Raw genomic sequence first — 24890 nt, forward strand, 5'->3', positions numbered from 1 at the left:
TTAACGCGGTGTCGTGTTAAACTATTTGGACATAAAGAAGGCTGTCGATACTTTCTCGACAGCCTGAGCCCCCTGAACAGGGGGCTGCGCTTATACAAAACGAATGTTGTCCGCAAAAGCATTAATCTCAAACCGGCCTTCCTCTGCCGAACGGATACGTCGTCCCTGAATGACCAAATGATCAAACTCGATATCCTCGAACCGACGGATCTCATCCAAGCCCTCAATGTAAGAGCGCCGGAACCTTCCTCCGGTCAATTCAATATTGCGGAACCGGAGCCGTCTCACCGTGCAACCTTCAGGTGTCCTCGTCCCCCTAATGCTGTCGCTGAAGATGCTGCTGCGCATCCAGATATTAATCAGCGGTCCTATCGCATGCTCAATTCGAATATCCTCGAAGGTGATGTCCGATACTTCCGTGTCGTCCAGACAGCCCACGGTCAGGGCAGCGGCATAATCCCCGCAGGTATTGCTGACCTTCAGGACGTCCAGGTTGCGGAAGACAATGTTCCGGATATAGTCTGCCTGCATTTCTGTACCGACCACGAGGGCATTATTATTGTCGCTCCAGAACACACTGTCCTGAACGACAATATTCTCAATAGGGGACCTTCCTGTATCGTAGCGATCCTCGTGAACCAATCCTTTGATGGACACGCAATCGTCCTTGCAGCGGACGAAGCACCGATCCAGCAGGACATCCCTGGAATTAACCGGATTAATGCCGTCCGTAGACCACTTCCTCTCGTTCACAATCTTGGTGTTCCTTACCGTCCAGCCGTCGCAGTCATAGCCGCAGATCGTCCAGCCGAAGGAATCCAGCACCATGATGCCGTCCACCAGGACATTCCTGCAGCTCTTGAAGCCCATCATCTCCGCAGGATGACCTTCCGGCAAGCCGAAGGACAGATGGGAGCCGCACAGAATGCCTCTTCCGATCACCTTCACGTTCTCCGCATGAACAGCCTGAACCGTCCCATATACAAAAGCTCCGCCATCCAATACCAGCGTCTCATTACTTAACAGCTCCAAGTCGCCGGCATGGTGAATACCTGGGCCATAATATCTGACGCCCGGACCTTCTGTCGGCAGGTCCTCCAAGGGACCTGCAAAAAGGTAAAACGGCAAATCAAATTCCTCATTCCACTTAATAAACAAATTGGCAGGTTCCTTCAGGGTGAATTCAATCGCATCATCCTTGAACTCCGATTGAATCCCATAGGATAAGGGATGAACCTCGGCCGTATCCATCCTCCACTCGCAGGATATCCTGATCCGCACCTCACCTTCGAAATCGAAGGACGCCCAGGACACCGTCCCGCCAGCCATGCCAGGGAAGCAGTAGACAAAAACCTGCTCCCCGTTAACCTCTAACCGGTAATCCGGAGAAGGCTTCATCTGTGCCGGAACATCGTACAGCTTCACTTGAGTCATCATGCTACACTCCTATCCTCTATATCGTAATGCCGTGTCCAGCCGCCGTGGATCGCAGAACCTCCGCCATCAGATTGTAGCCTTGAACATGGGGATGCAGCCCGTCATGGGCCAGTCCTTCCCTTAAGGTCACTCCATCCTCACCGACCATGGCCGAGTGATAGTCCACATAGACAGAGCCACTCTCCTGAGCCTGCCGTTCCAACTCTCTATTCAGTCGAGCAATCATCTCATTGCGTTCCCGGTTAGTGGCATTCTTCGAAATATCTGTGGGCAGCAAGGAGCAGAGCAGCAGGGTCTGCCCGTGCTGCTTCGCCTGCTCAATGAGCTCTGTCCAATTCCCCATCACAACCGCTGCTACCTCATCCACTTTATTCCCTGGCGCGCCTATATCATCCATGATCCAAGTATCATTAATGCCGATTAGCACGACAGCCATCCTCGGCTTAAGCTGAATGCAATCCGCCATAAACCTTCTAGCCAGAAATCCGGACTTATCCCCTCCGATTCCCCTGTTCAGCACAATTCGGTTCCGTCCGCCAAAATAGGCGTTCAACTCCCAGGCATGTGTAATCGAGTCGCCCAGGAACACAGCATCCACCTGCACGCCATTATGCACGACGACCTCATTCTTGGCATCGAACTCATATCTCCTACTATCAGCGGCAGCATTCACCGAGAAGAAGCCCGGCCTGATTATAGGCGTACGCTCCATCGAATCCCCTCCTGACAGATTAGAACAATGGAGGAAGCCGCTAGACCTCCTCCATGCTTCTGCCGTGCTGTTATTTATTTTTCTCGAACCAATTCTTCATCTCTTCCTTGGCCGCCTCGTAGTTTCCTTCCTTCAGGAACTCGGCATAGACCTCGTCCCACGCTTTGTTGAACTTATCATCCGTATTGGCTGTCAGCAGCTTCGCCACCTGCAGACCTTGGAACTTGGACCAGAAGTAACCGCTGACTTCATCGACATTGGCACCGCTTCCAGTGCTGCCTGTGCCGTCGGTGTTAACACCTGTACTGCCGAGCATATTCTTGGTGTAGTCCCATGCGCTCAGCTTCGGTGGATAGGCGCGTTCGATCGCTTTGGGGTTATAATTCCAAGCCATGCTGTCGAGCCCAGTCGCAAGGCCGATCTTGTTGGCTGCGAGCTTCAGACCGTAGGTGGACAACGAGTTGCCATCCTCCAGAATCCCCGGCTTTTTGCCTTCCAAGAAGTACTGGTTCCACTTTTCGTTCACGAATCTTCTCTTGCCGTCCACGGTCTTCCACAGTCCCGCAGATTCCGGTCCCCACTCCACAGTATCCAAGCCTTCATCGCTGTATGTCCAATCGATGAACGCAATGATCCGGTCGATATCCTTGGCATCCTTCTTAATCAGAATTTCCTCATAGGCTCCTTGATAGATGTCAAAGTATCCTTTGCCTTGGGTCTTTTTGGGCCATGGAATGTAACGAATATCCGCACCCGGCTCCAACTTGCCGATGGACTCCCGTGCTTTGTTGATATCCGGCACCCACATACCTACTGCAACGCGTCCGCCTGCGACCTTCTCTTGAAGCTGCTCGTTCTTCTGAATAACGAAGTCCTTGTCGATTAAGTTCTCCTTGTATAGGTCGGTCAGGAACTTGTAATACTCCTTGGTCTCAGGAGAACCCAGCCAGCCGTCCGCTTGGCCGTTCCGGTTAATCCAATGCCCGAAGTCGAACATACTTCCCAGATGCAGCTGATTCCAAGATGCCATGGAGAGCGGCATAACCGGCTTGTCGCCTACCTTCAGATTTAAGTCTTTGATCTTCTTCAGCAGCTCGTAGAACTTTTCAGGTGTATCCACCGCTGGTGTCAGCTGCATATCCTGCGCTGTTGGCAATTTGCCTTCGTCCAGCATTTTCTGAATCTCGCTCATAGGTGTGAAGCTGTAGCCGGCTTTCTTCAGAATATCCTCTCGTGCCCACATGGCATGTGCGCTCATCGGATAGGTGTAGGCATCCTTGAAGGCTGCCACATTGGTGTCAGGATTCGGAACCGGTATCGTATACTTTTTACCGTCACGGATGAATCTTGGCCAGAACTTGGCATCGAAATACTTTTTGTGGTTCGGCATCTTGTCGAGATAGGAAGAGAGGTCGGCGAACATTCCGGTATCGATGGCGTAGTCTACATTCTTGCCGGCTGCGATAACAATATCCGGCACCTGGTTGGTGGCGATATATTGGTTAAGCCGCGTATCGAAGGGCTGGTCATTGTTGTTAATCAGGAAATTCGTAATTTTGATATTCAGCTTCTGCTCTACGAACGGTGTGACTACATCCTTGGGGTTATTAATTACCTTGTCATCCCGGAACTCACTGTTGTAGACAGACAACTCCATCAGAGGCTCTGCAGTAGCGCTTGGGCTAATCGATGCTCCCGGAGATACGTTCTCCTTGCTGCTGCCTCCATCTGAACAAGCTGCCAAGGCAGCCGCTGCCACGCTGAGCACAAGACCCATACTTACCCATTTTTTGAACGGCATGTTAGTTCCCCTTTCTGATCTTTGGATTCAGGCTTTTCTTGCTATATGGTTCAGACGGTATAAGCCGTCTTGTTCCTTGCATCATCCCTTTACAGCTCCGATCATCACTCCTTTAATGAAGTAACGTTGAAGGAACGGATAGACCAGCGCGATGGGCAGAGTGGCGATGATGAGGGTCGACATCTTGATGGATTCCGGTGATACCGGTGAATTGTTAATACTGTTCAGCCTGCCCTCCTGAGCCATGATTTGAGTGGCCAATGTTTCGCTAAGCAGCTTTTGCAGAATGTATTGAAGCGGCCACAGCTTCTCGTTGAATATATAGAGCATCGAATCGAACCATTGGTTCCATTGGAACACCCCGACGAAGAGGGAGATGGTCGCCACCACCGGCATGGATAAGGGAATGTAAATGTTCGAAAAGATGGTATACTCGCCTGCCCCGTCAATCCTCGCGGATTCCTCAAGCGCTTCCGGAATACCGGAGAAAAAGGTTCGCATAATCAGCATATTGAAGGCGAAGAAGCCATAAGGCAGAACGTAAATCCAGAAGCTGTTGAACAGACCAAGCTTATAATTCAAGACATAAGTCGGCAATAGCCCGCCTGAAATAAACATGGGCGTGATCAAATAAAGCGCAATCCATTTGTTGCCTGGCAGCCGGACCTTAGATAAGGAATAGGCGGCCAAACCGACGATAATCAATTGATAGAGCACCCCGGTTACCGTTCGTGCAATGGAGATGAAGAAGGACACATACACGGTGTTGTTCATAAGAACCGTCTTGTAATGCGCCAAGGTGATGCCCCGGGGCCAGAATGTGATCGTCTTGAGCATGGCTTGCTGACTGTCGCTTAAGGAATAAGCAAGCACGTAGATAAAAGGATACACCATGATGAAGCAAATAGAAGCCATAGCAAAGTAAATCAAGTAATCGACCGATCGGTCACGCCAGCTGTACATGGAAGCTCCCTCCTAGAATGCGCGGTATCCGCTTACTTTCTTACTGATGAGATTGGCGGTCAGTACCAGTCCAAAGCTGACCAGCGAGAAGGTTAATCCGACAGCGGAAGCCAGGGACGGATTGTTCTGTCTAATTCCCTCCAGGTACACGAAGTAATCCAACGTCATCGCTTTCTCCCCAACGAGCGGATTATGCAGGTTGTAGACCGCATCGAAGCTTGCGCCGCCCACCAAGGTACCAATGTTGAAGATCAGCAGTAAGCCGATAACCGGTGCGATACCGGGCAGCGTGATATAGAGAATCTTCTTCCAACGGCCTGCCCCATCAATGGTTGCCGCCTCATATAGCGCCGGGTCGATGCCGGCCATGGCAGCTAGATAGATAATGGAGTTCCACCCCATATCCTTCCAGATAGAGCCGGAGACCAGAATTCCCCAGAAGTAGTCTGGGTCTCGCAGGAAAGCGATCTTATCCAATCCAAGCGCGTTCAGCAACAGATTGACAGCTCCGAAATACTCTTCCAGCATGCGGTAGATCAGACCGGAGATAACGACCCACGACAGAAAATGAGGGAGGTAGGTCAAGGTCTGGGCTATCCGCTTGAAAGCCTTGTTCTTCATCTCGTTGATCATGATGGCAAATAGAATCGGTACAGGAAATCCAATGATGATAAGCAGGAAGCTCATAGCCAAGGTGTTCCGCAGTGCAGTGTAGAAGTCCGGATTGTCCAAAAAGTTCTTGAAATTATCCAGTCCTACAAATGGGCTGCCGAAGTACCCCTGGACAATATTGAAATCCTGAAACGCCATCACCACACCCACCAGAGGAATGTAGTTGAAAATAAACGTCACCAGCACGGCCGGCAGCAAAAATAGGTACAGCATCTTGTAATTCCCTAATGTTCTCCATAGCTTCATAGCTCTATCTCTCCTCCTATCCACAAAGAAGAAGCACCCGGAACCTGAGGCTCGGGTGCTTCTCCTTGCGGATTCGCCTCCTGTTCATGTCTCCATTGTAGCTCACCTATAGAGAACGGACAGGATAAGGATTATAGAGATTTGAGTATAAATTATAGGTTCACAGAGTTCAGCGATTCCTTCTTATTCTCCTGGTACTCCTGGAAGGAGATCCCTTCGAGCTTGCGGAACTGCTTGTAAAAGTAACCCGTATTCTTATAGCCTGCATCCATCACGATCTGTCCCACTTGGCCTTGGCCAGCCTTCATCTGCTTCTTAATATACTGAATCCGGACCTTATGCATATAATCGAGAAAGTGATCGCCGGTTTCTTTTTTGAACAGCTGTCCCAGATAGGCCGAATTCATATAAAACAACTGAGCGATAGACTTCAGGCTTAACTCCTCTGCGAAGTGCTCTACTACATACTTCTGGACCTGGGCAATCACCTTATTGGAGCCCGAAGCAGGACCTGCGTACAGTAGCTTGGCAGCAAATCTGCAATAGCGGGCCAGTCGTTCCTGCAGCCCCTGTCCGTCGGCCGATTCGGACAGCCGAAGTGTCTCCTCTGTAACAACCGGGTCATCCGTGGCAATGGAATGACGCTTGTACAGCTGATGGAAGCCTAGCAGAAGGGCGAAGAGGATTCCCTGAATGGCAGGTCCTGTCAGCTTATTGGAGTCGATCTCTGCAAATAATGCATCAATCTGCTCCTCCATCCTTCCGATGTCACCTTCCTCCACAGCAAGGATAAGCTCCGTGCTGTCCCAATTCAACCGGGAGAGGACAGGAATATCCTCCCGGGTAATCAAGCCTGTAAGGAAGCTGTTCGGCTGCCCTCCCGCCTTGCGACTCTCCAGATCATAGCGAGCTTGAAGACGGGAATTCTTCAGGTTACCGGGGTGAAGAACAGGGTCTCCCATTCCCCAGGATACTCTCACCTTCAGGAAGGTCTTCATATTGTGCTCGGCAAGCTTCATGAAGTCCATCGCTTCTTCAGCAGGAGATTCCAGCTCTGATCCCCGGAGGAGCAATCCAATAGAGCCTTCCGTATCCTCATACACGTACCCATATCCTCTCTCCTCAACCATCTCTTCCACGATATTGCGCATGCCGTATTGATATAGCTTGGCGTCTGAGAGGCTCTCCTCAACAATTCGATGCAGATCGTCCAGCTCCCACAGCACGACCCGGTACCAGTCGCCATCCAATTCAACACCGAAGGGGAGCAGCTTGGCACCGGCCTCCTTCCCGAGCAGGTACCCACTCACTAATTGCTGCAGGTAACGGTCCCGCGCCAGATTCTCATGTGCACGCTTTTCCGCCTTAGTCAAGAACTCCTGATCCAGCTGAACCCGGATCTCCCTCAGATGACCTTCCAGTTCTTCCTTGTCCACTGGCTTTAGCAAATATCCACTAACCCCACAGTCAATGGCCTTCTTGGCATAATTGAATTCATTGAAGCCGCTTAGGATAATAATCTTGAGCAGCGGATCCTGCAGCCTTGACTCCCGTGCAAGGACCAAGCCGTCTATGACCGGCATCTTAATATCTGTTATTAATAGATGGACATGAACCTGCGCCATGAATTCAAGCGCCTCCACACCGTTCGCCGAGGTGCCGACCAGCCTGAACCCGAAGTCCTCCCAGACCACCCATTCGCTCAAGCCCTCGCGGACACGTTTTTCGTCATCCACCAGCAGAATATTGTACATGGGAACCGATCTCCTCCCTTCATTTAAGATTGTTCTGATTTTACATCAGTAAGCTTAATCTCTATGACAATGCGTGTCCCCTTTTGTTTTGCTGATTCGATACTCATTCTGGTGTGTTCCCCGTAATAAGTTAGCAATCTCTGGTACACATTCCTAAGCCCGATGCTTCTCGACGGCTCCTCCACGGATCTCATGCTGGCGATGACCTCCTCGAGCTTCGCAGGCTCCATACCTGCACCATCGTCTGATACGGTTATGAAGAGACTGTCTATTTCGCGCCATACTGCTATCTCCAAGCAGGTGGCCCCCAGCTTAGATTCCATTCCGTGCTGAATGGCATTCTCCACCAGAGGCTGCAGGGTGAACTTGGGTAAGCTTATACTTAGCAGTTCTTCAGGAACGATCAGATCCATAGAGATCTGTTCGAAGCGGAATCGCTGAATGTTCATATATTCCCGAATGGTATCCAGTTCCTTGCGGAGAGGCACGAGATCCTGATCCCAGTAGACGCTTCCTCGTAATAGCTTAGCCAAGCTTCCTATAATCTCCGAGGTTTCCTTATCACCATACCGATAGGAATTCATCCGGATGGACTCCAAAGTATTAAATAGAAAGTGAGGATTAATCTGACTCTGAAGAGCCCGAAGCTCAGCCTCCTTCTTCTGGAGATCCACGGTCTTCACCTGCACCTCCGCATTGTAGACCTCATCAATGAGCGAGTGGATTCGTTCCATCATGCGGCGAAAGCCCCTGGACAGCTCGCCGATCTCATCTCGGGAGTCATCCTGAATCTCAACCTTCAGCTTACCGTCCCGGATCTCCGCCATTGTGCGGACCAATTGTCTCAGCCGCTTCGTCAATGTCTGGGAGAACACCAGCATGAAGGCAACAGCCAACAGCATATGCCCTCCCATAACCCAGAGAATAAATCGGATATGCCCGTTCATCTTCTGGGTAATATCACCTTCCGGCAGCACGACAGCCACCTTCCAGCCTTGGAGTACGCCTCGGTCGGGCAGCACCCGCTCGACCAGCCGCTCCTCACGAATAGACTCCCGCAAGAACAGCTTGCCAACCGACTCCCGGCTTGTCGAAGAATATACCTGATCTCTGTCATTCAGAATATAGATATCCTTGTTCTGCCCCTCCCTGCTGATCAATCCGTAGAAGTAGCTCTCCGAGATCTCCAGAATCATGGCATTGCTGTATATCGTGGATGTGCCGGAACGGACTGTCCGCCCCAGACGGAAGTAGACTTCACGGTCAGACCCTTGGTAAGGCTCGCTTAGCAGATAGGTGCCTTTCAGTCTCAGGATATCGGACATCCACTCCTCATGCATGAGCTCGGGAGTCATCCTTACTATAAAGGTATCGTCTCGAATGATAGAAGGATTGGAAGAGTAGAGCTTAAGCTTCACGCCTTTGTAGCCCGCATTCCACTTGGTGTCGTACTTGTCCCGTATGGCCTTGAATTGCTCAATTGTAATCAATGGGTCTACCGTATCATCCGCAGGCGAATGATTCTCCTCCAGATACTTGATTAGCTCCTGATCCTGCTGCAGGGAATCCGTCAAGTCAAGCAGGTCCACCCAGTTGTAGAAGACGTTGTCCGCGATCTGCTCCAACGTAATTTGGTTCACTTTATCCGTGTGCTCCCGGACGGTTGTGTTGGTCCGCTGCAGGAACAGAATAACCGTGATGACCAACGGGATTAGCACTATGATGAGGTATGTGAGCAAAAGCTTATAGCGCATATTCATGTTTCCGCCTATTCTGTTGATCCACCCCAACCCAACACCCCCAATACCCGCTAAATCCCAGTATAAGTCAAACCATCCGTCTTTGAAACCGCTATTATGCGAAGTGGATCTATGATAGTCTTCGGATCCACCTCTTATATAGGCTTCTCCTACTCCTCTGCCCCGAAGTAAAGAATGACTGCTCCCGGTTCATGGAAGATGGCGGTTATATCAGCCTTGCCCTCTTCGTCTATCCGGACAGATGCGTTGCCGGAAACCGTGTAGGCACGATCTACTGCACATTGGGTCACATATCGGAATTCCGTCTCCCGCATCCTGGACCAAGGCTGTCCGAAGGAATTGGCGAACAGCACAACGATTCCCCTGCCGGTGTCAGGCTCCAGCTTCTCATAGATCTCCGGGTTGCCGCCCGGCATACCCGTAATCTCTATCTGGGCTTCCGTCACCGCATCTCTTACCTTCTTGTATAAGGTCAGCTGCCGGTGAATGAGTTCCTTACCTTCCTCTGATACGGTGAGCAGATCGCCCCATATGCCGTTCTGACCTAGAATCAGAGAGCCAATGTTGATCATCTGGCTGCTGGTCGGATCATCGGGAAGGTAATGGGTAAGGAACAGGGTAGACGGTATCCACTTATCATAGTTCAGCGGCGTCCTGCAGATCCATCCCCTTGCAGGGCCCGGGTAAAAATACACATTCAGATTGTCATAGCTGATATCTCGATTAGAAGGAATATCGAGGTTAACATAATAAGGACCGTTGTTGATTAAGAAGTATTTCCCTGCCGAGAGGAAGCTGAGTCCAACCGCCCTGTAGCCCTCCGTCACATCGAAGTCTACGATCGCATCCGGGCAGGATTGGGTCAGCCTATCCACGATATTCACCAATGCGAGCGGAAGCTGGAAGGCGTAGCAATCCCCCCTCTCCTCCGAACTGCAGCTCTCATCGCCATGATTGTGACGGGGATCATTACAGCCGTATTGGCTAATAGCATCCCACTTGAAGTAGGTTACGCCGACGTCATGATAGAGGCGGATTAAGGCATCGGCAAAATCCATTCCATAGCTGCTCGCCAAGCATAGGGTATGGCTCTCCTCGGTCTCCCAGATAGGATGCGGCTCCCCAGCCATACCGTTTCTCGTAACCAGATTTACGGTATTTGCTCTAAACATCCGGCTGGTTAAGGCAGCCGCTTTGGGATCAAACCATAAGCCCAGCTTCATCCCATACCCGTCCAGCTTTTCTTTGACTGCTTTAAGCCCGCTGCTGAACCGTTCAGCATCTACCTCCCAATCGCCTGTTTTCATATACCACCCCGTATCAATGACATAGACTTCAATCCCCATCCGGTATGCGGCATCGATCTCTTGGAGAATTCGCTCCTCTCTCATACTGTCTAAGTATTTCGCGTGATTCCAGCTTTTGTTCCGTTCCTGGTAAGCCCACGTATTGTAGAAAATATAAGGCTTACGTGACTCCGAATTCAGACACTGGTCATGCAGCATAAAGCTGCGGTAAGCCTTCGACAAGCCTTCCATCCCATTATGGGACGCCCCTATATGGAACCAGACTGATTCGTAACAGCTGCCTGGTCCAAGCTTTTGTCCTTGATAATAATTGCCCTTTACTCCTTCAACGGTAACGATGCCGTCAGGATGGAGCTGATAGCCGATGTAGGTATCAGGATATTGGGAGCCGTGCTCATACGCAGTTAACCAGGTCACCTGGTCCTCGTGCCATACCATTATAGGACCCATTAGACAGTGCTTATTGCGGAATTGGGAAGGAGACACTGGATTCTCAGACATCATATAGCTGTGGACTATTTCATTGTATTCCGAGAGGCGCACCTCGAGCGGGTTGTTATCCGGATTCGTATGGAAGCTCATATAGCTGAATCGGTCCTTACCGGAAGACTTCGTCCATATCCTCTCCCTACCGGAACGGATCTCATATCGATATCGGACAACAGGCGAGCGGGGCGATATACGGAGGACGACCGCAAGGTACAGCTCCTCTTCACCTGCGGCAGCTAACCCTCCGATTCGATACTCTGTACAGCCGTTGGGGAGCAGCTTCGGCAACTCTAGCAATTCGGGGCTGACAAGCCACAGCTTGACAGACTTATTATCGAGCTCCACCTCGGGATAGCCGAAGGGCTTGCTCCAATTTTGAGCCTTATAGCGATAAGTAAAACAAAACTCCTCTCCACCGCTAAACACAATAGTATAATATTCATTTTCCAACAAAAGCTCTTGCATGCCTACACCCCTCCAGCATCTGATATACTTTAAACAATACAAGGTTTCAGGAAGATCTCAACCGTAACCTTTTTCTTCACCATGGGTAAAAAATTAAGATAATCTGGAGGCGGAATCCATACTTAAAACTACCTACGGCTTCGTCAGTGAGACGATTGATCCTGAATTCATGTTTCTGGAATATATCGGTTGGTCGGATGTGTCCGATCCGGACTATGATTGGCGAGGCTGGAGCCGCAAGGAGCATAGTGTGTGCTACCAATATACGCTGAGCGGACAAGGGGTGCTGGAGAACAAGCATGGAACTCATGTACTGCGTCCCGGCCAAGGGTTCCTGGTGGAGTTCCCCGGCTCTGACCGATACTACTTCGATAGTGCCGCAGCCAGCCATTGGGAATTTATCTGGATTCAGCTAAGCGGCGGAGCAGCCCACCGCTTCTGGGGGCAGCTGCAGCAGCATTGCGGTCCTGTCGTTCATGTACCTGAGCAGCACAACTCCATTACCATACTGAAGAACCTCTACAGAGACGTTGCTCTTCATCACGAACGGAATAAATACATCTGTTCTCTGCGAATCTATGAATGGATCATGTCCATGCTGGAATGGGGGGACACACAGAAGTCCGCATCCGCGGAAGTGGAGGGGAAGCTGGAGAAGGTCAAGGACTATATCTTCAAGAGCTACCATGAGGATATAACCTTGGAGAAGCTTGCCAAGATTGCAGGTCTCGCTCCCTCTTACTTTTGCACGTTGTTTCATGAGATGGAGGGTATAACTCCGTTCGACTTCGTCCTGCACAGACGTATGGAGGAAGCCGTTCGATTGCTGCGCCACACGGATCTGCCCATTCAAGACATATCGGACCGAACAGGCTATAGCAGCAGCAATTACTTCACCAAGGTGTTCCGCAAGCATATGGGATGTACGCCCACAGCATTCCGGAGCCAGCGGTCGGACTACGCACAGACGGATATTATTTATAACTAGAACAGCTGAGGAGAATCCCGCTCCTCAGCCCGTTCACGTTCTAATGCGTACTGCCTTCCTCCAGGCGATCGACAGACACCGTCTGCGTGTCGAGAGGATTCGACCCCACCTGAACCGTCGCCATTCCGTTAGCTTCGTCCACATGCTCAATCCATACGGGTTCACCCAGCAGGTGAACCGCAACATTCGTGTCAGAATGATAGATTTCCTTCGCTCTTGCTGTATCCATCGGTCTCTGCCTCCTCATTCAAGCTATTCCTGCTGTGTGAGCCCCTGCTCCATCGTATCGGTCGTTGATTCCTCAATCAGACCATTGTGCAGCGTGACCGTTCCGCCGCCAAGCCCTTCATTCACCATCCGGTCAATGTCCATATCGTAATCCTCACGTCCTTCATGGTCCGACTGGAGCGAGGTGGAATGATCTCTTGTTGCGCTGCTGTCTCCTGACTTCTCTTGCTCTGACATCTTAGGCCCTCCTTCCTCGCCATGTGGGTAGATACTTGCAAAATATACCCGAACGGGTTGAGTTTCATTCATTTCGGGAATCCTGATTGTTAGGAAATGATAACGCGAAGGGGGAAAATGGCGATGCATACGGTATGGAAAGGCGCAATCAGCTTCGGTCTCGTGCATGTGCCCGTCAAGATGTTCTCGGCAACGGAAGATAAGGATATCTCGCTAAGGATGATTCACAAGCCATGCGGGAGTCCGATTGCCTATGTCAGAAGATGTCCGAACTGCGACATCGAGGCGGGATGGGATGACATTGTGAAGGGGTATGAATACGACAAGGGGCGGTTCGTTATTTTCGACAAGGATGAACTTGAATCTCTTGCTGGTGAGAAGTCCAAGACGATTCAGATCGTCGACTTCGTCGCTCTGGAGGAGATTGATCCAATCTACTTCCAGAAGACGTATTACTTGTCTCCTGACCAGGCCGGCGGGAACGCCTACAGCTTGCTGCTGCGTGCGATGAAGGAGTCCGGCAAGATTGGTGTAGCCAAAATATCCATTCGCTCCAAAAGCTCTCTAGCTGCTATTCGAGTAGTAGACAATTGCCTTGCCATTGAGACGATCTTCTACCCGGATGAGATTCGCCCCGTCCAGCAAGTTCCAGGCCTCCCTGAGGGAGTGAGCGTGAACGACAAGGAGCTTACGATGGCTAAGCTGCTCATCGAACAGCTCAGCACACCGTTCGAGCCGGAGAAGTATACCGACGACTACCGTCAACAGATGGCGGATATGATTAGCAGCAAGATTGCAGGAGAAGAGATTAGAGTGGCTCCTCAGCAGGAGCAGACGAATGTCATTGACCTGATGGCTGCGCTTCAGGCTAGTCTCGATGCGGCGAAGCTGCCGCCAGCTGGAGGCGGGTTGGACACTGGTGCTGCTGGCAAGTCCGGAACGGGCAGCAAGGCTGGCAAGCGCAGTACTGCTGCATCTAAGGATAAGGCTGGCGCTGATGATGCCGCTGCGGCTGAAGCCCCTGCCCAAGTTCCCGCAGCGCTGACTAAGCCTCGCAAGCGCAGCACGAAGAAGGATAAGGAGACGGTGTCCTAGACCCAGCCTCTGGGCGCTGGACATTCTTGAGGAGGAGATGTGCTATGCCGCAAGGCTCCAAGGAAGCTTATATTCCGGTTCACGGTGAACACGTGAAGATTACGAATCCTGACAAGCTGCTGTGGCCGGATGTCGGCATAACGAAGCTTATTTTCCTAGAGAAGCTCATTCTCCTCTCTCCTTATCTCATCCACCATTGCAGCGATCGGTATCTCACGACGATACGTTATCCGGACGGCATAGCCGGCAAGTCGTTCTATCAGAAAAATTGCCCTTCACCGAAGGCCGATTATGTTCACACAGCTGAACAAGGCGGCATCCACTATGTCCAGCTGAATGATCTGCCTACCCTGCTCTGGCTCGGCAATCTTGCCTGCATCGAATACCACGCCTCCTTCGATCGAGTCCACCGGCCTGATTATCCATCCGAGTGGGTGCTTGATCTGGATCCTACCCTGCCGGACGAGCCGAGAATTATGGAGGCTGCAGCCCTAGTGGGAGATCTGCTCGATTCCTTGCACATTCACTCCATTCCGAAGACTTCCGGCGCTACCGGAGTCCAGATTATTGTACCCATTGAACGGCGCTACACCTTCGATGAGCTCCGGCTGCTGGGACAATTCGTAGGAGATTACTTATCCAGAGCTTATCCGAAGCTGTTCACAATAGAGCGGCTGACCAAGAATCGCGGCAACCTCATCTATGTCGATTACTTGCAGCATTACCGGGGCAAGACGATATCTGCCGCCTATACCCCGCGGGCTCGTCCTGGAGCTCCTGTATCGACGCCGCTCACATGGGATGAGGTGCGCTCTGGCCCGAATATTAAGGATTATAACCTGCTCACTATTGCAGACCGGCTTGCTGCTAGAGGAGACTTGCTTGCTGGGGCCATCCCGCAGAGGATGGACAGCGTGCTTGGCTTCATTCGGAAGAAGAGCTAGAGCAGCGGGGACAGTATGTTCGCCGCTGCTTCGCCCAGCCTCTGAAGCTTGGACCTGTGCATGAACTCTTCCGGACATAGCAGCATGCTGTCTGACAAGTCCTGCTCGAAGTCGGCGTACAGTCTGTCGATTGTAGTCTGACCGAACAGCAGGGCATTCAGCTCGAAGTTGATGTGCAAGCTTCTCATATCCACATTCGCTGAACCGACAGAGGCAAGCTCGCGGTCAATCAAGAGCACCTTGGCATGCAGGAAGCCCCTCTGATACCGGTAGAAGCGTACTCCAGCCTCCATCAAGTCCTTCACATAGGATAGGGAAGCGAGCAGGACCAAGCGGCTGTCGGACACTCCAGGAAGAATAATGCGCACATCCACCCCGCTCAGTGCAGCGGTGCGGAGGGACATCAGCAACGATAAGTCCGGGATGAAGTAAGGGGTCGTCATATAGATGCGGCTCCTAGCTGCATTCAGCGCCTCGAACAGCACCTCAAGGATGGAAGCATCATAAGGAGTTGGACCGCTGGAGACTATTACTACCTCTTCATTCCCTCTCACCCCGGTTGGCTTATAATAATCCGACAGCCCAAGCTGCTCCTCTGCTGCGAAGTTCCAGTCCAGGATGAAGATCTCCTGCAGCACCTTGACGCATTCTCCCTCTACTTGCAGATGAGTGTCCCTCCAGAAGCCCAGCTTCGGGTCTTGGCCCAAGTATTCTTCTCCCAGATTAATTCCGCCGACGAAGCCTACTCTGCCGTCTATGACGGCTAGCTTGCGATGATTGCGGTAATTCAATCTCTTGTCGAACAAGGCAAGCCGGACAGGCAGGAAGGAGGTCATCCTCACACCGGCCTCCTTCATCTTGTCTATGTAAGACGAGCTGAGCTTGAAGCTGCCTAAGCCGTCATAGAGGACACGGACCTCAACGCCGGCACTTGCCTTCGTGGACAGCAGATCATAGATCCATCCCCCTACCTCATCATCGCGAATCAGATAATAATCGAGATGGATGTGATGCTTGGCCGTCCTTAGCTGCTCCTTCATCGCCTCATAGGCAGACTCTGCATTGGTGAGCACCTTCACTAGATTGCCAGTTGTAAGAGGGAACTGACGATAGCTGTCCAGCAGGCCGATTAAGCGAGGATGATGCTCTGCATAGGCCGGATCTTGCCCTTCCTCTTCTGCAGGAACTGCAGGTAGCAGCTCCCTTCCGCCTGCTTCAGCTTCAGTCAGCTTGCTAAGCTCGCTTCCTCTCGGCAGCGCATACTTGCGCAGCAGCTTACTCCGATACAGCGGCTTGCTGAGGAGGAGGTAGAATACGAAGCCGAGGAATGGACACAGACAGACGAGGAATACCCATGCCGCCATTCTTGATGATCGTCTGTGCTCAAGCACGATAATTGCAGAGATTTGCACATACATCAGAGCCAGAATAATGATGATGATGATGAGTCCATTCACTTCTGCCGCTCCTCTCCCTGCCATTCTAACGATTATGTGTTCATAGCATTTGCATCTCCTCTAGCGGCTATACCTGTGAAACTTTATGGCATGTTTCCTAGCTTCCAAGAATAAATAACATCAGAACGTTCTAATCATTGCTCAGGAGCCGGCCGGAAGGAGAACAACGATTGACACGAATGCACAAGCCCAGATGGTCACTTGTCGTCATGCGCGGAGCAGACAAGTCTGTGAAGCAGTTCCAAGTCTCCCGCAAATCACTCGTCGCAGCCCCAGCTGCAGCTGTACTGGCCGTATCCGGCTGTATTGTAGGACTCCAATTGAAGTCTCACTATGAGATAGAAGCGCTCGAAGGAGAGCTGCATGAGCAGTCAGCCGAGTTCGCTCAGACCGTAACCGACAAGGATGATATTATCGCCTTCTTGCAGCAGGAAGTCGATCGCCTGTCTGTTCAAGAGCAACAATTGAAGAGCAGAATGGATAGCTTGCAGCAGCTTGAGAGTCGATTGAAGTCCTTCATTGAGAAGTATGGACAGTCTGAAGCAGAAGCTTACTCTGGGCTGCCGAGAGAGTCCTCCGCATCCAAGAGTACTCTTGGCGCTTCTACGGCGCTTGAATCGAGACGGATAGCCTCCCTTGACGGGGCATCTGCGCGTGATTGGCAAGAGATGAGTACGATGATGGATACGCTGGAGCAGACGATGGCGAATACCCTGAAGCAGGCGCAGAAGCACCGAGCGGCCGTAGATGCCACTCCCTCAGGCTGGCCGACCCGCTCCCATATGATGACTTCCGGCTTCGGTTATCGTAAGGATCCCTTCACGGGACGCTCCACCTTCCATGCCGGAGTTGATATTACAGGGGAGCAAGGCGATCCTGTCTATGCCGCAGCCGAAGGGACCGTCACCGAGTCGGATTACGATTCGGCCAAGGGCCATTATATCGTCATCGACCATCTAGGCGGCCTGCAGAGTGTGTATATGCACTTGAGCGATAGGGAAGCGGAGACGGGCGATGCCATTCGGCGCGGGGAGAGAATTGGACAGCTGGGCTCAACTGGCAGAAGCACCGGTCCTCACTTACACTTCCAGATCATGCAGCATGACGAGGCGGTTAACCCCTTGAAGTACTTACGATTGGTGAAGGAGGACTAATAGTCATGTTCAAGGAGAATAAGCGATTGGCGGCAGCGGATACCCTCATAGGACAGGGAACGCTGGTGGAAGGCAAGCTGCTGTGTGAGGCGGGGCTGCGCATTGAAGGCGAATATCGCGGAGATATAGAATGCAGAGGAGACCTTATTATCGGAGAATGCGGTACAGCCAGATCCAATATAACAGCTAAGGACATTACGCTTGCAGGCAAGCTGTATGGAGATATTATCGTTAGCGGTCGATTGACGATTACAGCGACGGGCGAGCTGTCGGGCAACGTGAAGGCCAATTCCATTATTATTCATGACGGAGGGATACTCGACGGAAGCTGCCGAATGGAGAGGGTATCTGATTCTCGTACACGCTCGCTCACGGAAGGCCAACCTTCAGCAAGCGCTTCGGCGGCTGCGGGAGGCCAAGGGACAGAAGCCAAGGAAGCACATGGTAAGGCGCGGCAGGCTGGTTAGACTATAACCTCCTCCCAAGCTTGCTTGTATGGTATACGCACAATCCTCATATAGAACGCCGTTCGCCCCCTGCCCTCGGATGAGGAAGCTTGGGAGGAACGGCGTTTGTTAGGCTGGATGAGCACGCTGGGCTGACCTTGCGAAGCTTAAGCAGCTACATCTCTCTTGTTGAAGATATACCAGGTTAGCGCCAGGAAGGCTACATAGTAGACCGCCAGGACGGATAGGGAGAATCCAAGCGTCGTCCCCTCCCTTAGGGGCTGGTCATTCATATGCTGAGTCAGTTCCAGATGGATGAACAGCAGGTAGTCTACCCACTTGTACTTCGTATAGGCGAGCAGTCCTATGAATGTATTCAGACCGAGCAGGATGAACAGGGACAACCCAATAGCAAGCCCCCCGCTCCGGAAAATCGTAGAGAGCATAAACGCAAGCGTGACCGTAACGATGAGCGATACGAACTTCAGCAGATAAAATTCCAACATGTAGGCTAGAGGTGAAGAGCCCATGGAACTATTCATGACATCCTGAGCAGCCGATGAACTGTCTGCGCCGAACAGCAATACGTTGGTCAGGATAGACACAACGAAGAGAATGACGGCGAGCAGCAGAGCGAACAACAGAAGCGATATATACTTGGACAGCAGAATCATGGATCTTGACCATGGCCGGATAAGCAGCAGCTTAATCGTCCCCGTACCGAACTCTCCGGCTACGCTGTCTGCGGACAGGATGACTGTGAAGATCGTAACGAGCAGGAACAGAACGGCTGATTCAATGCTCATCATCTCCCACATCGAAGGAAGAGGACTTCCTCCCACGGAATAGGCTATGATGGAGATGGCAAGTACGAGAGCGACTAGAATGGCCATCATGACCCACGTTCTTGCACGACGGTATATCTTCATATTCTCATTCGCAATCAGATTCATGAAGCTAGACAATACGCTCACCCCCCGTTACTTCCAGGAATTGATCTTCCAACGACTTGTTCAATACTCTCATGCCGTACACCTTGATTCCCGCTCTGACAAGCCGCGCATTCCATTCCGCTGCCTGCTCCTTGTCGGTGCTGATTGCTACCGCGTTCCCTTCGCGCTCTACAGTGAGCCCCTCAGCTTGAACCAAGCGAATGACCGCTTCAGGCTCGTCCACCTCGAATACATAACGCGAGAGAGCTGTGGAGGAATGATTGCTCTGAATGCTGCGCACGTCGATCAGCTTGCCGTTCTGAATGATGGCAACCCGATCACACATGAGCTCCATCTCTGTAAGCAGATGGCTGGATACGAATACAGTAATTCCTTCTTGCTGAGACAGCTTGCGCAAGTAATCGCGGAGCTCCCTAATGCCAGCCGGGTCGAGACCATTCGTCGGCTCGTCCAGTATAAGCAGCTTAGGCTTGTGCATGATGGCTTGAGCCACCCCCAGCCGTTGCCTCATTCCAAGGGAATAGGTCTTAACCTTGTCATGTATTCTGGATTCTAAGCCTACAAGCTCGATTACTTCTGTCATTCGTTCTGTCGTAATTCCTGGAATCATGCGCGCATAGTGCACCAGATTCTGATAGCCGGTCAGATACTTGTACATCTCGGGATTCTCAACGATTGCCCCCACATGGCGAATCGCCTTGTGGAACTCAGAGCGGATACTGTGACCGCCAATGAGAATCTCGCCCTCGGTTATCGACATTAAGCCAACCATCATTCGAATGGTTGTCGTCTTGCCCGCTCCATTCGGCCCTAGGAAGCCGAACACCTCTCCTAGAGGCAGGTCTAGAGTGAGCTTATCAATAATTGTGCGTCGTCCGATTCGTTTCGTAACGCCTTGTAGTTGAACGATAGGTTCATTCATGCGGACTTTACCCCCTTACCCATTTTGCAATTTTGCAGCGCAAATCCTCATCAGTATACCCTATAGAGGAAACGATTGGTAGATTTCTCAGACTAGCCACAAAAAAAAATCTCTCCCTACAGGCAGGCTGTAGACAAGAGACTCTCATTCAAATCCTCATATTGGCTGCTTCTCTTGCCAGCAGTGGGTAAGTTCACTAAGTTGTCAACCTCCGGCTTCATCTTCCTTAGCAAGCACGGTTCACAGCAGCCTGCGGGATGGATAACCTTGTAAAAAGCAGTTCGGAATAACATGGTGCCAGGATGATCGGCAACCATCTTCCCACAACCTACACAAAATACATCAGGTTTCATCATTACACACTCCTACTTTTTTATCGAACTATACTATTTGTATCGATTAATAGATTATATGCTACAAAATGTATCTTATGACTATTACTTTATGATAATCCCCGATTGTTGTCAATAGAGATCGTCAATTTTTGTCGGTTCACGTTGCAATATCTGACTTCATGTCTTGAATACGCTTACTGAAATAGTCAGATTAACAGAAGACAACTAAGGGCGAATGGCTGGCAGTCCGTCACCCGCCCACCTTCGCCCATTGTTTCCTTGTGTGATCATCCTTAAGATGTGGCTCGTCAATCTGATATTTCCTTCCTTGCTCATCGCTCAGAATATAACAATAGCTTCTCACCTCTGTCATATTCTCATGAAGATTATCGAGCATAATGGCTGCGGGACCGAAGCTCGTCTCCACGGTCCACTCCCATCCGCCGTTCCTCCTCCTAATGCTAGAGATTCTCTCTATCGTTGGAATCAGGTAATAGCGGTTAAGCTCCGCCTCGGCAATGCCTCTGCTCTGTTCATCCAGCTCATCTAAGGAGGGAATGAAGTGCCATTCGTCATCCTGATCATCTCGGACGGATATATACTCGGACGGATACGAGAAGGGATAACAGCGGACAAGCTTAATCCCAGCTATTGATTGATCGGATCGGCTCGCTACTAGTTCCCCTTCTCTATCGTAGCTTAACGTTAATTGGCTGCCCATGCTGCGAGTTCAACCTCCTCATCCTGCGTTATGGTCTCCTGCCCGCGCCGCTGCGACTCAATGAGCCGGTAATAATGCCCCTTAGCGCTGTATAATTCATGGTGGGTTCCCACCTCGGCAATCCTTCCATGGTGAAGCACAATTAACCGGTTGGCTCCCATAAGTGTAGATAATCGATGGGCAATTGCGATTGTCGTTCTTCCACCTACTAGGCGCCCTAATGCTTCCTGAATCTGACGCTCCGTGTCTGTGTCTACGGAGGAAGTCGCTTCATCTAATATAAGAATTCTCGGGTCCCGGAGAAGTGCCCGGGCTATCGCAATTCGCTGCTTCTCTCCCCCTGACAAGCGATGACCACGCTCTCCCACTCTCGTATCATATCCATCAGGTAATCGGCTGATGAAGTTATGGGCATTCGCAGATCGAGCAGCCTCAATAATCTGAGACGGAGCAGCACCAGGCCTGCCATAGGCTATATTCTGAGCGATGGTGCCATCGAACAAGAAGGTCTCCTGTAGCACGACACCGATCTGATTGCGGTAATCCGCCTGCTTAATCTCTCTCAGATTAGTCCCGTCAATCGTTATAGAGCCTGCATCCGGATCATAGAATCGGCAGAGCAGATGAATTAACGTAGACTTGCCAGCTCCCGAATGACCGACAATGCCGATGAATTCACCAGGCTCTATGTTCAAGCTAATCTCCTGCAGGACCAGTCGATCGGACGTATAACCGTAGCTTACTTGATTGAACTGTATTCGACCTTGTGCAATCGGCAATGGCTTCGCATCCGGCTGGTCTTCAACGTCAACAGGGGTATCCATAATCTCGAACACTCGCTCTGTTGCTCCAAGCGTCTGATTGAGCCAGCTCAGCGATTGTCCCAGCCACATGACAGGACCGAAGAACATCGTTAAGTAAGTAGAGAAGGCAACTAAGGAACCTACACTCATCGTACCCTCGATCACATACCGTCCTCCTGCATACCATAATCCCACACCGCACAGCGCTACAACCAAGGATACGATAGGGGAGATGCCTTGCCATAAGTAGCCGATCGACACCGCTCTCTGGATAGCAGCTGAATTCGCTCTATGATAGCGATCCTTCTCTGTCTGCTCCTGCGCGAACGCCTTAATGACCCTTATGCCTTGCAGAGATTCACCAATCAAGTTCTGTACGCTCATGGAGGAATGCCACTGGCTGTACCACATCGACCTTGCCTTGGGCCATAACCATAGGAAGAGAGGAGCAAGGATAGGCAGGGGCAGCAGGATTAGCAGTGTGAGCTTCCAATTAAGCTGCAGCATCATGATGAATATGAAGACTGCGAGTAAGGTCTGAGTCATGAGCTGAATAATGCCGTCTGTCAGGAACTCCTTCAGATCCTCCGTATCCTGATTGATTCGGCCGATGAATTGGGACATTTGTCTCCGGTCAAAAAACTTCATCGATAAATCCATCAGTTTATCAAACATGATTTTACGTATATCCCTCATCAGCTTCCCGCCAAGCTGCAGCCCCAGGAAGCCCCTTGCCATTTCCAATCCGCTTTCAATTATGCGCACAAGGAATAAGCTGACTACCGTCCATAACAGCACGGTGTAGCTGGCTTCAGCTGTATTTATCTCATCTAGCATCATTTTCATTAGGTATGGGGGTATAACTTGAATCAGTGAGGTTACGGCTAGAATAATTCCGCTTAGTACAATGAAGTGGCGATAGGGCTTGCCATATTGCAGCAATCTTCCCCATATATGAAGCTTCCCTCTGCAGCGCCAACAGCGCTTGTCTAACGGAGCTGACCTGCCACATTGTGGGCATGTACTCATCTCTGTGGAAGATTGTTCCTCTGATTGCTTATGCTCCCTTGCTCCATAAGCAATCCAGTGCATGAGATCGCTCATAGCTTCACGATGAAGCTCAGCAACAGACTCGGTCATCCGAGCAGCTTCGATCATTCGGCCCTGGGACTTCACGTACAGGGATGCACCGCCTCTTGCACTGCGCACCTCAATGCTGTCTATATCGGCTCGGTCCCATTCCATCCTGATCGTTCCGTCTCCATGGCGTATATACATTCCATTCCTTGTGAACTGGATGGAGTAATGGTCATAGTGATTAGCAAGACTAATGTCCGCTGGCAGTTCCAGCCATGGGACTTCAGGTTCATTCCGTTCATCCTCGTGCTTCAACTGCTGATTCATCTAACATTCCTCCGCTTAGGAGATGATAATGCCTGACGTCGTAAGGCTAGCAAGGTTACCTGTCTGTATCTTGCCAGTCTGCGCATCAGCTTGCTCCAGCCTGGTGCTCTCTGTACCATCCAACCTATCCAGCGTGCTCGTATGCCGTCAGATGGAAGCCATCTCGTTCCTCTACGCACTCCAATTAAGTGCCCAATTATTGAATCTCTACTCACAGGGGAATCCAACTCATCGCAGGTATCACCCTTGAACAGATAATTGCAGACTACAGGCTGTGAGTGCTGGGATTGCTGGGATTGCTGTATAGAGTGGAGCCTATGTCCAACTAGTGCTCCGTCTTCATTAATGAACAAGTAGACCTGACCAACCTTCAAGCTGTTGCTATCCACAACCTCGAAGGTGCTAATATCTCCTTCTCTAATCAGAGGATACATGCTAATGCCATAGGACGCTAATTCCATTTGGCTTCTGCGTTGAAGGAGCTCGGCTACAATTCTGGCCTTTTCACTCATCTTGCAGTTCAAGCAGCTCGCAATCCACCAGATTTTCAATGAAGGAAGAGACATCTGCCTCTAGCTGACTTTTCTCTACTTCATAATCCAACTGGATACGAGTAACTAGTTGATCAACTGTCGGATATTCTGGGATGAGAGACCAGATAACACCTCCAACGCCATTGATTTTAGTGACTGAATGTGTTTCCATATGAAGCAGCACCCATTCCCCTTCCATCTCTGCCGCTTCTACGTATGGATGCTGCCTTAGCTTCTGATTCTCTAATGTTTTCATGAGATTCTCTCCCAGAATGAGTCATTTTCTTGAAAATACAGCTGATAGGCGGATGTGCTCATCACAACCTTTTTACATAAGGAAATCATCTTCGAGGTCTCTTGAGTGCTGTGTCTCCAATAGAATACTTTATCCATAAGAGCAATCAGCGTATCGCCCTTCGTCATGGGCACCCGATAAACATCTGGAGATTGATTCAGCAGATGAATGCCTCCAATCGAGCATTCGTGAACAGCACATGGTCCAGGAAATTCACTGCGGAACGGAGAGTCGTGGACAACTAAGTTACCTTCATCAATAATGATGTACGTAGCTTCGTCGGATAACACGGGTCTTGGCTGGGACAAGGTCACCACAGTAGACTTCCCAGCACCCGAATCCCCTGCGAACAGCCAGGCCTTCCCATTCTCAATAATACACGAGGAATGCAGGAGCAAGCCTTGCTCGTGGTAGATGAGGTAGCTGCTGTACAGGTTGAGCAGAGCATGCATGAGACCAACGGGATCATGCGCCAGTATATGAGCCTTACGGTAGTCTAGGCTTGTGGTCAGTTCGTAATCTGTCCTAACGAATCGAACATGCTCATCCGTCTGCTCTATTGCAACATCGATCTCGTGTTTCATATATTCTTCCCCAACGAATTCGAAGATTTCAATGGTTATATCCGGCTCGATGTGTACAGCAGGTGGCTCAATCTCAGTGAACCTCTCTTGCAGTGTATGCTTGAGCAGATCTGTCTGAACGGAGAACAACAGGTAATGACGACCAACCTTAGACCACATTTGCAGCATGTTCAGCCCTCGCTTTA

At 50.8% G+C, this 24890-nt stretch carries 23 protein-coding genes; 5 read left to right on the top strand and 18 right to left on the bottom strand.

The genetic code is table 11. From position 1 onward, the window contains the following. Positions 1-90 precede the first annotated feature (90 nt). From ACFO9Q_RS04960 to ACFO9Q_RS04995, 8 genes are all read right to left on the bottom strand, one after another. The gene (locus tag ACFO9Q_RS04960) at positions 91-1437 is read right to left on the bottom strand and encodes a glycosyl hydrolase family 28 protein (protein ID WP_379179311.1); all 1347 of its coding nucleotides are present in this window, start codon (positions 1435-1437) and stop codon (positions 91-93) included. A 16-nt stretch (positions 1438-1453) separates the two neighbouring features. Next, on the bottom strand, positions 1454-2149 hold the full coding sequence (locus tag ACFO9Q_RS04965) for a GDSL-type esterase/lipase family protein (protein ID WP_379179313.1): 696 nt from the start codon (positions 2147-2149) through the stop codon (positions 1454-1456). A gap of 70 nt (positions 2150-2219) precedes the next feature. After that, entirely contained in the window at positions 2220-3950 is a 1731-nt protein-coding gene (locus tag ACFO9Q_RS04970) for a hypothetical protein (RefSeq protein ID WP_379179315.1), read from the bottom strand. Positions 3951-4031: 81 nt separating this feature from the next. After that, positions 4032-4913, bottom strand: a complete 882-nt coding sequence (locus ACFO9Q_RS04975) for a carbohydrate ABC transporter permease (RefSeq protein ID WP_379179317.1) — start codon at positions 4911-4913, stop codon at positions 4032-4034. Between the two features lie 12 nt (positions 4914-4925). Further along, complete coding sequence (locus tag ACFO9Q_RS04980) at positions 4926-5831, bottom strand: ABC transporter permease (RefSeq protein WP_379179319.1); 906 nt, start codon at positions 5829-5831, stop codon at positions 4926-4928. 152 nt (positions 5832-5983) lie between these two features. Beyond that, positions 5984-7585: a response regulator gene (locus ACFO9Q_RS04985; RefSeq protein ID WP_379179321.1), complete on the bottom strand. Its 1602-nt coding sequence runs from the start codon at positions 7583-7585 to the stop codon at positions 5984-5986. Positions 7586-7608: 23 nt separating this feature from the next. Then, positions 7609-9339 (bottom strand): sensor histidine kinase, encoded by a 1731-nt coding sequence (locus tag ACFO9Q_RS04990; protein WP_379179323.1) that lies wholly within the window; start codon positions 9337-9339, stop codon positions 7609-7611. 155 nt (positions 9340-9494) lie between these two features. Continuing rightward, on the bottom strand, positions 9495-11606 hold the full coding sequence (locus ACFO9Q_RS04995) for an alpha-galactosidase (protein ID WP_379179325.1): 2112 nt from the start codon (positions 11604-11606) through the stop codon (positions 9495-9497). 169 nt (positions 11607-11775) lie between these two features. Between ACFO9Q_RS04995 and ACFO9Q_RS05000 the strand changes: the two genes are divergently transcribed. Beyond that, positions 11776-12594 carry an AraC family transcriptional regulator gene (locus ACFO9Q_RS05000; protein WP_379179327.1) on the top strand — a complete coding sequence of 273 codons (819 nt, stop codon included), beginning with the start codon at positions 11776-11778 and terminating at the stop codon, positions 12592-12594. A gap of 40 nt (positions 12595-12634) precedes the next feature. Here the strand turns inward: ACFO9Q_RS05000 and ACFO9Q_RS05005 are convergent, their stop codons facing one another. Both ACFO9Q_RS05005 and ACFO9Q_RS05010 read right to left on the bottom strand, forming a co-directional pair. Continuing rightward, positions 12635-12823: an H-type small acid-soluble spore protein gene (locus ACFO9Q_RS05005; RefSeq protein ID WP_379179329.1), complete on the bottom strand. Its 189-nt coding sequence runs from the start codon at positions 12821-12823 to the stop codon at positions 12635-12637. A 23-nt stretch (positions 12824-12846) separates the two neighbouring features. Then, entirely contained in the window at positions 12847-13059 is a 213-nt protein-coding gene (locus ACFO9Q_RS05010; RefSeq protein WP_379179331.1) for a hypothetical protein, read from the bottom strand. 123 nt (positions 13060-13182) lie between these two features. Here ACFO9Q_RS05010 and ACFO9Q_RS05015 point away from each other — a divergent pair, with 123 nt between their 5' ends. Then, entirely contained in the window at positions 13183-14154 is a 972-nt protein-coding gene (locus ACFO9Q_RS05015; protein ID WP_379179333.1) for a Ku protein, read from the top strand. 44 nt (positions 14155-14198) lie between these two features. Beyond that, the gene (gene ligD, locus ACFO9Q_RS05020) at positions 14199-15098 is read left to right on the top strand and encodes a non-homologous end-joining DNA ligase (RefSeq protein WP_379179336.1); all 900 of its coding nucleotides are present in this window, start codon (positions 14199-14201) and stop codon (positions 15096-15098) included. Here the strand turns inward: ligD and cls are convergent. Next, the gene (gene cls / locus ACFO9Q_RS05025; RefSeq protein ID WP_379179339.1) at positions 15095-16555 is read right to left on the bottom strand and encodes a cardiolipin synthase; all 1461 of its coding nucleotides are present in this window, start codon (positions 16553-16555) and stop codon (positions 15095-15097) included. The two genes, ligD and cls, sit on opposite strands and share 4 nt — an antisense overlap. A 179-nt stretch (positions 16556-16734) precedes the next feature. Between cls and ACFO9Q_RS05030 the strand changes: the two genes are divergently transcribed. Together ACFO9Q_RS05030 and ACFO9Q_RS05035 are read left to right on the top strand one after the other, a co-directional pair. After that, on the top strand, positions 16735-17709 hold the full coding sequence (locus ACFO9Q_RS05030) for a M23 family metallopeptidase (RefSeq protein ID WP_379179695.1): 975 nt from the start codon (positions 16735-16737) through the stop codon (positions 17707-17709). A gap of 5 nt (positions 17710-17714) precedes the next feature. Further along, the gene (locus ACFO9Q_RS05035; protein ID WP_379179341.1) at positions 17715-18176 is read left to right on the top strand and encodes a bactofilin family protein; all 462 of its coding nucleotides are present in this window, start codon (positions 17715-17717) and stop codon (positions 18174-18176) included. 146 nt (positions 18177-18322) lie between these two features. Here ACFO9Q_RS05035 and ACFO9Q_RS05040 read toward each other — a convergent pair whose 3' ends face one another. The 7 genes from ACFO9Q_RS05040 to ACFO9Q_RS05070 form a co-directional block, all read right to left on the bottom strand. Next, positions 18323-19120, bottom strand: a complete 798-nt coding sequence (locus ACFO9Q_RS05040; RefSeq protein WP_379179343.1) for an ABC transporter permease — start codon at positions 19118-19120, stop codon at positions 18323-18325. Then, positions 19113-20030, bottom strand: coding sequence for an ABC transporter ATP-binding protein (locus tag ACFO9Q_RS05045; RefSeq protein WP_379179345.1), 918 nt, complete (start codon positions 20028-20030; stop codon positions 19113-19115). The genes ACFO9Q_RS05040 and ACFO9Q_RS05045 overlap by 8 nt, the downstream gene beginning before the upstream one ends. Positions 20031-20615: 585 nt before the next feature. Beyond that, positions 20616-21086, bottom strand: a complete 471-nt coding sequence (locus ACFO9Q_RS05050; RefSeq protein WP_379179347.1) for a DUF1854 domain-containing protein — start codon at positions 21084-21086, stop codon at positions 20616-20618. Next, positions 21071-23293, bottom strand: coding sequence for an ABC transporter ATP-binding protein (locus tag ACFO9Q_RS05055; RefSeq protein WP_379179349.1), 2223 nt, complete (start codon positions 23291-23293; stop codon positions 21071-21073). The genes ACFO9Q_RS05050 and ACFO9Q_RS05055 overlap by 16 nt, the downstream gene beginning before the upstream one ends. Next, positions 23290-23754, bottom strand: coding sequence for a hypothetical protein (locus tag ACFO9Q_RS05060; RefSeq protein ID WP_379179351.1), 465 nt, complete (start codon positions 23752-23754; stop codon positions 23290-23292). Before ACFO9Q_RS05060 ends, ACFO9Q_RS05055 begins: the two co-directional genes overlap by 4 nt. Before the next feature lie 43 nt (positions 23755-23797). Continuing rightward, entirely contained in the window at positions 23798-24082 is a 285-nt protein-coding gene (locus ACFO9Q_RS05065; protein ID WP_379179353.1) for a PqqD family protein, read from the bottom strand. Then, complete coding sequence (locus tag ACFO9Q_RS05070; RefSeq protein ID WP_379179355.1) at positions 24079-24873, bottom strand: hypothetical protein; 795 nt, start codon at positions 24871-24873, stop codon at positions 24079-24081. Before ACFO9Q_RS05070 ends, ACFO9Q_RS05065 begins: the two co-directional genes overlap by 4 nt. Positions 24874-24890: the final 17 nt, after the last annotated feature.

Source organism: Paenibacillus sp. GCM10023252, from assembly GCF_042653305.1.
GTDB lineage: Bacteria > Bacillota > Bacilli > Paenibacillales > Paenibacillaceae > Pristimantibacillus.

Coding starts and splice junctions, on each gene's coding strand:
- ACFO9Q_RS05005 (WP_379179329.1), bottom strand. CDS start 12,823: ATGGATACAGCAAGAGCGAAGGAAATCTATCATTCTGACACGAATGTT.
- ACFO9Q_RS05030 (WP_379179695.1), top strand. CDS start 16,735: ATGCACAAGCCCAGATGGTCACTTGTCGTCATGCGCGGAGCAGACAAG.
- ACFO9Q_RS05015 (WP_379179333.1), top strand. CDS start 13,183: ATGCATACGGTATGGAAAGGCGCAATCAGCTTCGGTCTCGTGCATGTG.
- ACFO9Q_RS05045 (WP_379179345.1), bottom strand. CDS start 20,030: ATGAATGAACCTATCGTTCAACTACAAGGCGTTACGAAACGAATCGGA.
- ACFO9Q_RS04960 (WP_379179311.1), bottom strand. CDS start 1,437: ATGATGACTCAAGTGAAGCTGTACGATGTTCCGGCACAGATGAAGCCT.
- ACFO9Q_RS05000 (WP_379179327.1), top strand. CDS start 11,776: ATGTTTCTGGAATATATCGGTTGGTCGGATGTGTCCGATCCGGACTAT.
- ACFO9Q_RS05035 (WP_379179341.1), top strand. CDS start 17,715: ATGTTCAAGGAGAATAAGCGATTGGCGGCAGCGGATACCCTCATAGGA.
- ACFO9Q_RS04965 (WP_379179313.1), bottom strand. CDS start 2,149: ATGGAGCGTACGCCTATAATCAGGCCGGGCTTCTTCTCGGTGAATGCT.
- ACFO9Q_RS05050 (WP_379179347.1), bottom strand. CDS start 21,086: ATGGGCAGCCAATTAACGTTAAGCTACGATAGAGAAGGGGAACTAGTA.
- ACFO9Q_RS04970 (WP_379179315.1), bottom strand. CDS start 3,950: ATGCCGTTCAAAAAATGGGTAAGTATGGGTCTTGTGCTCAGCGTGGCA.
- ACFO9Q_RS04975 (WP_379179317.1), bottom strand. CDS start 4,913: ATGTACAGCTGGCGTGACCGATCGGTCGATTACTTGATTTACTTTGCT.
- ACFO9Q_RS05010 (WP_379179331.1), bottom strand. CDS start 13,059: ATGTCAGAGCAAGAGAAGTCAGGAGACAGCAGCGCAACAAGAGATCAT.
- ACFO9Q_RS05060 (WP_379179351.1), bottom strand. CDS start 23,754: ATGGAATTAGCGTCCTATGGCATTAGCATGTATCCTCTGATTAGAGAA.
- ACFO9Q_RS05070 (WP_379179355.1), bottom strand. CDS start 24,873: ATGCTGCAAATGTGGTCTAAGGTTGGTCGTCATTACCTGTTGTTCTCC.
- ACFO9Q_RS05065 (WP_379179353.1), bottom strand. CDS start 24,082: ATGAAAACATTAGAGAATCAGAAGCTAAGGCAGCATCCATACGTAGAA.
- ACFO9Q_RS04990 (WP_379179323.1), bottom strand. CDS start 9,339: ATGCGCTATAAGCTTTTGCTCACATACCTCATCATAGTGCTAATCCCG.
- ligD (WP_379179336.1), top strand. CDS start 14,199: ATGCCGCAAGGCTCCAAGGAAGCTTATATTCCGGTTCACGGTGAACAC.
- ACFO9Q_RS04980 (WP_379179319.1), bottom strand. CDS start 5,831: ATGAAGCTATGGAGAACATTAGGGAATTACAAGATGCTGTACCTATTT.
- ACFO9Q_RS04995 (WP_379179325.1), bottom strand. CDS start 11,606: ATGCAAGAGCTTTTGTTGGAAAATGAATATTATACTATTGTGTTTAGC.
- ACFO9Q_RS05055 (WP_379179349.1), bottom strand. CDS start 23,293: ATGAATCAGCAGTTGAAGCACGAGGATGAACGGAATGAACCTGAAGTC.
- ACFO9Q_RS04985 (WP_379179321.1), bottom strand. CDS start 7,585: ATGTACAATATTCTGCTGGTGGATGACGAAAAACGTGTCCGCGAGGGC.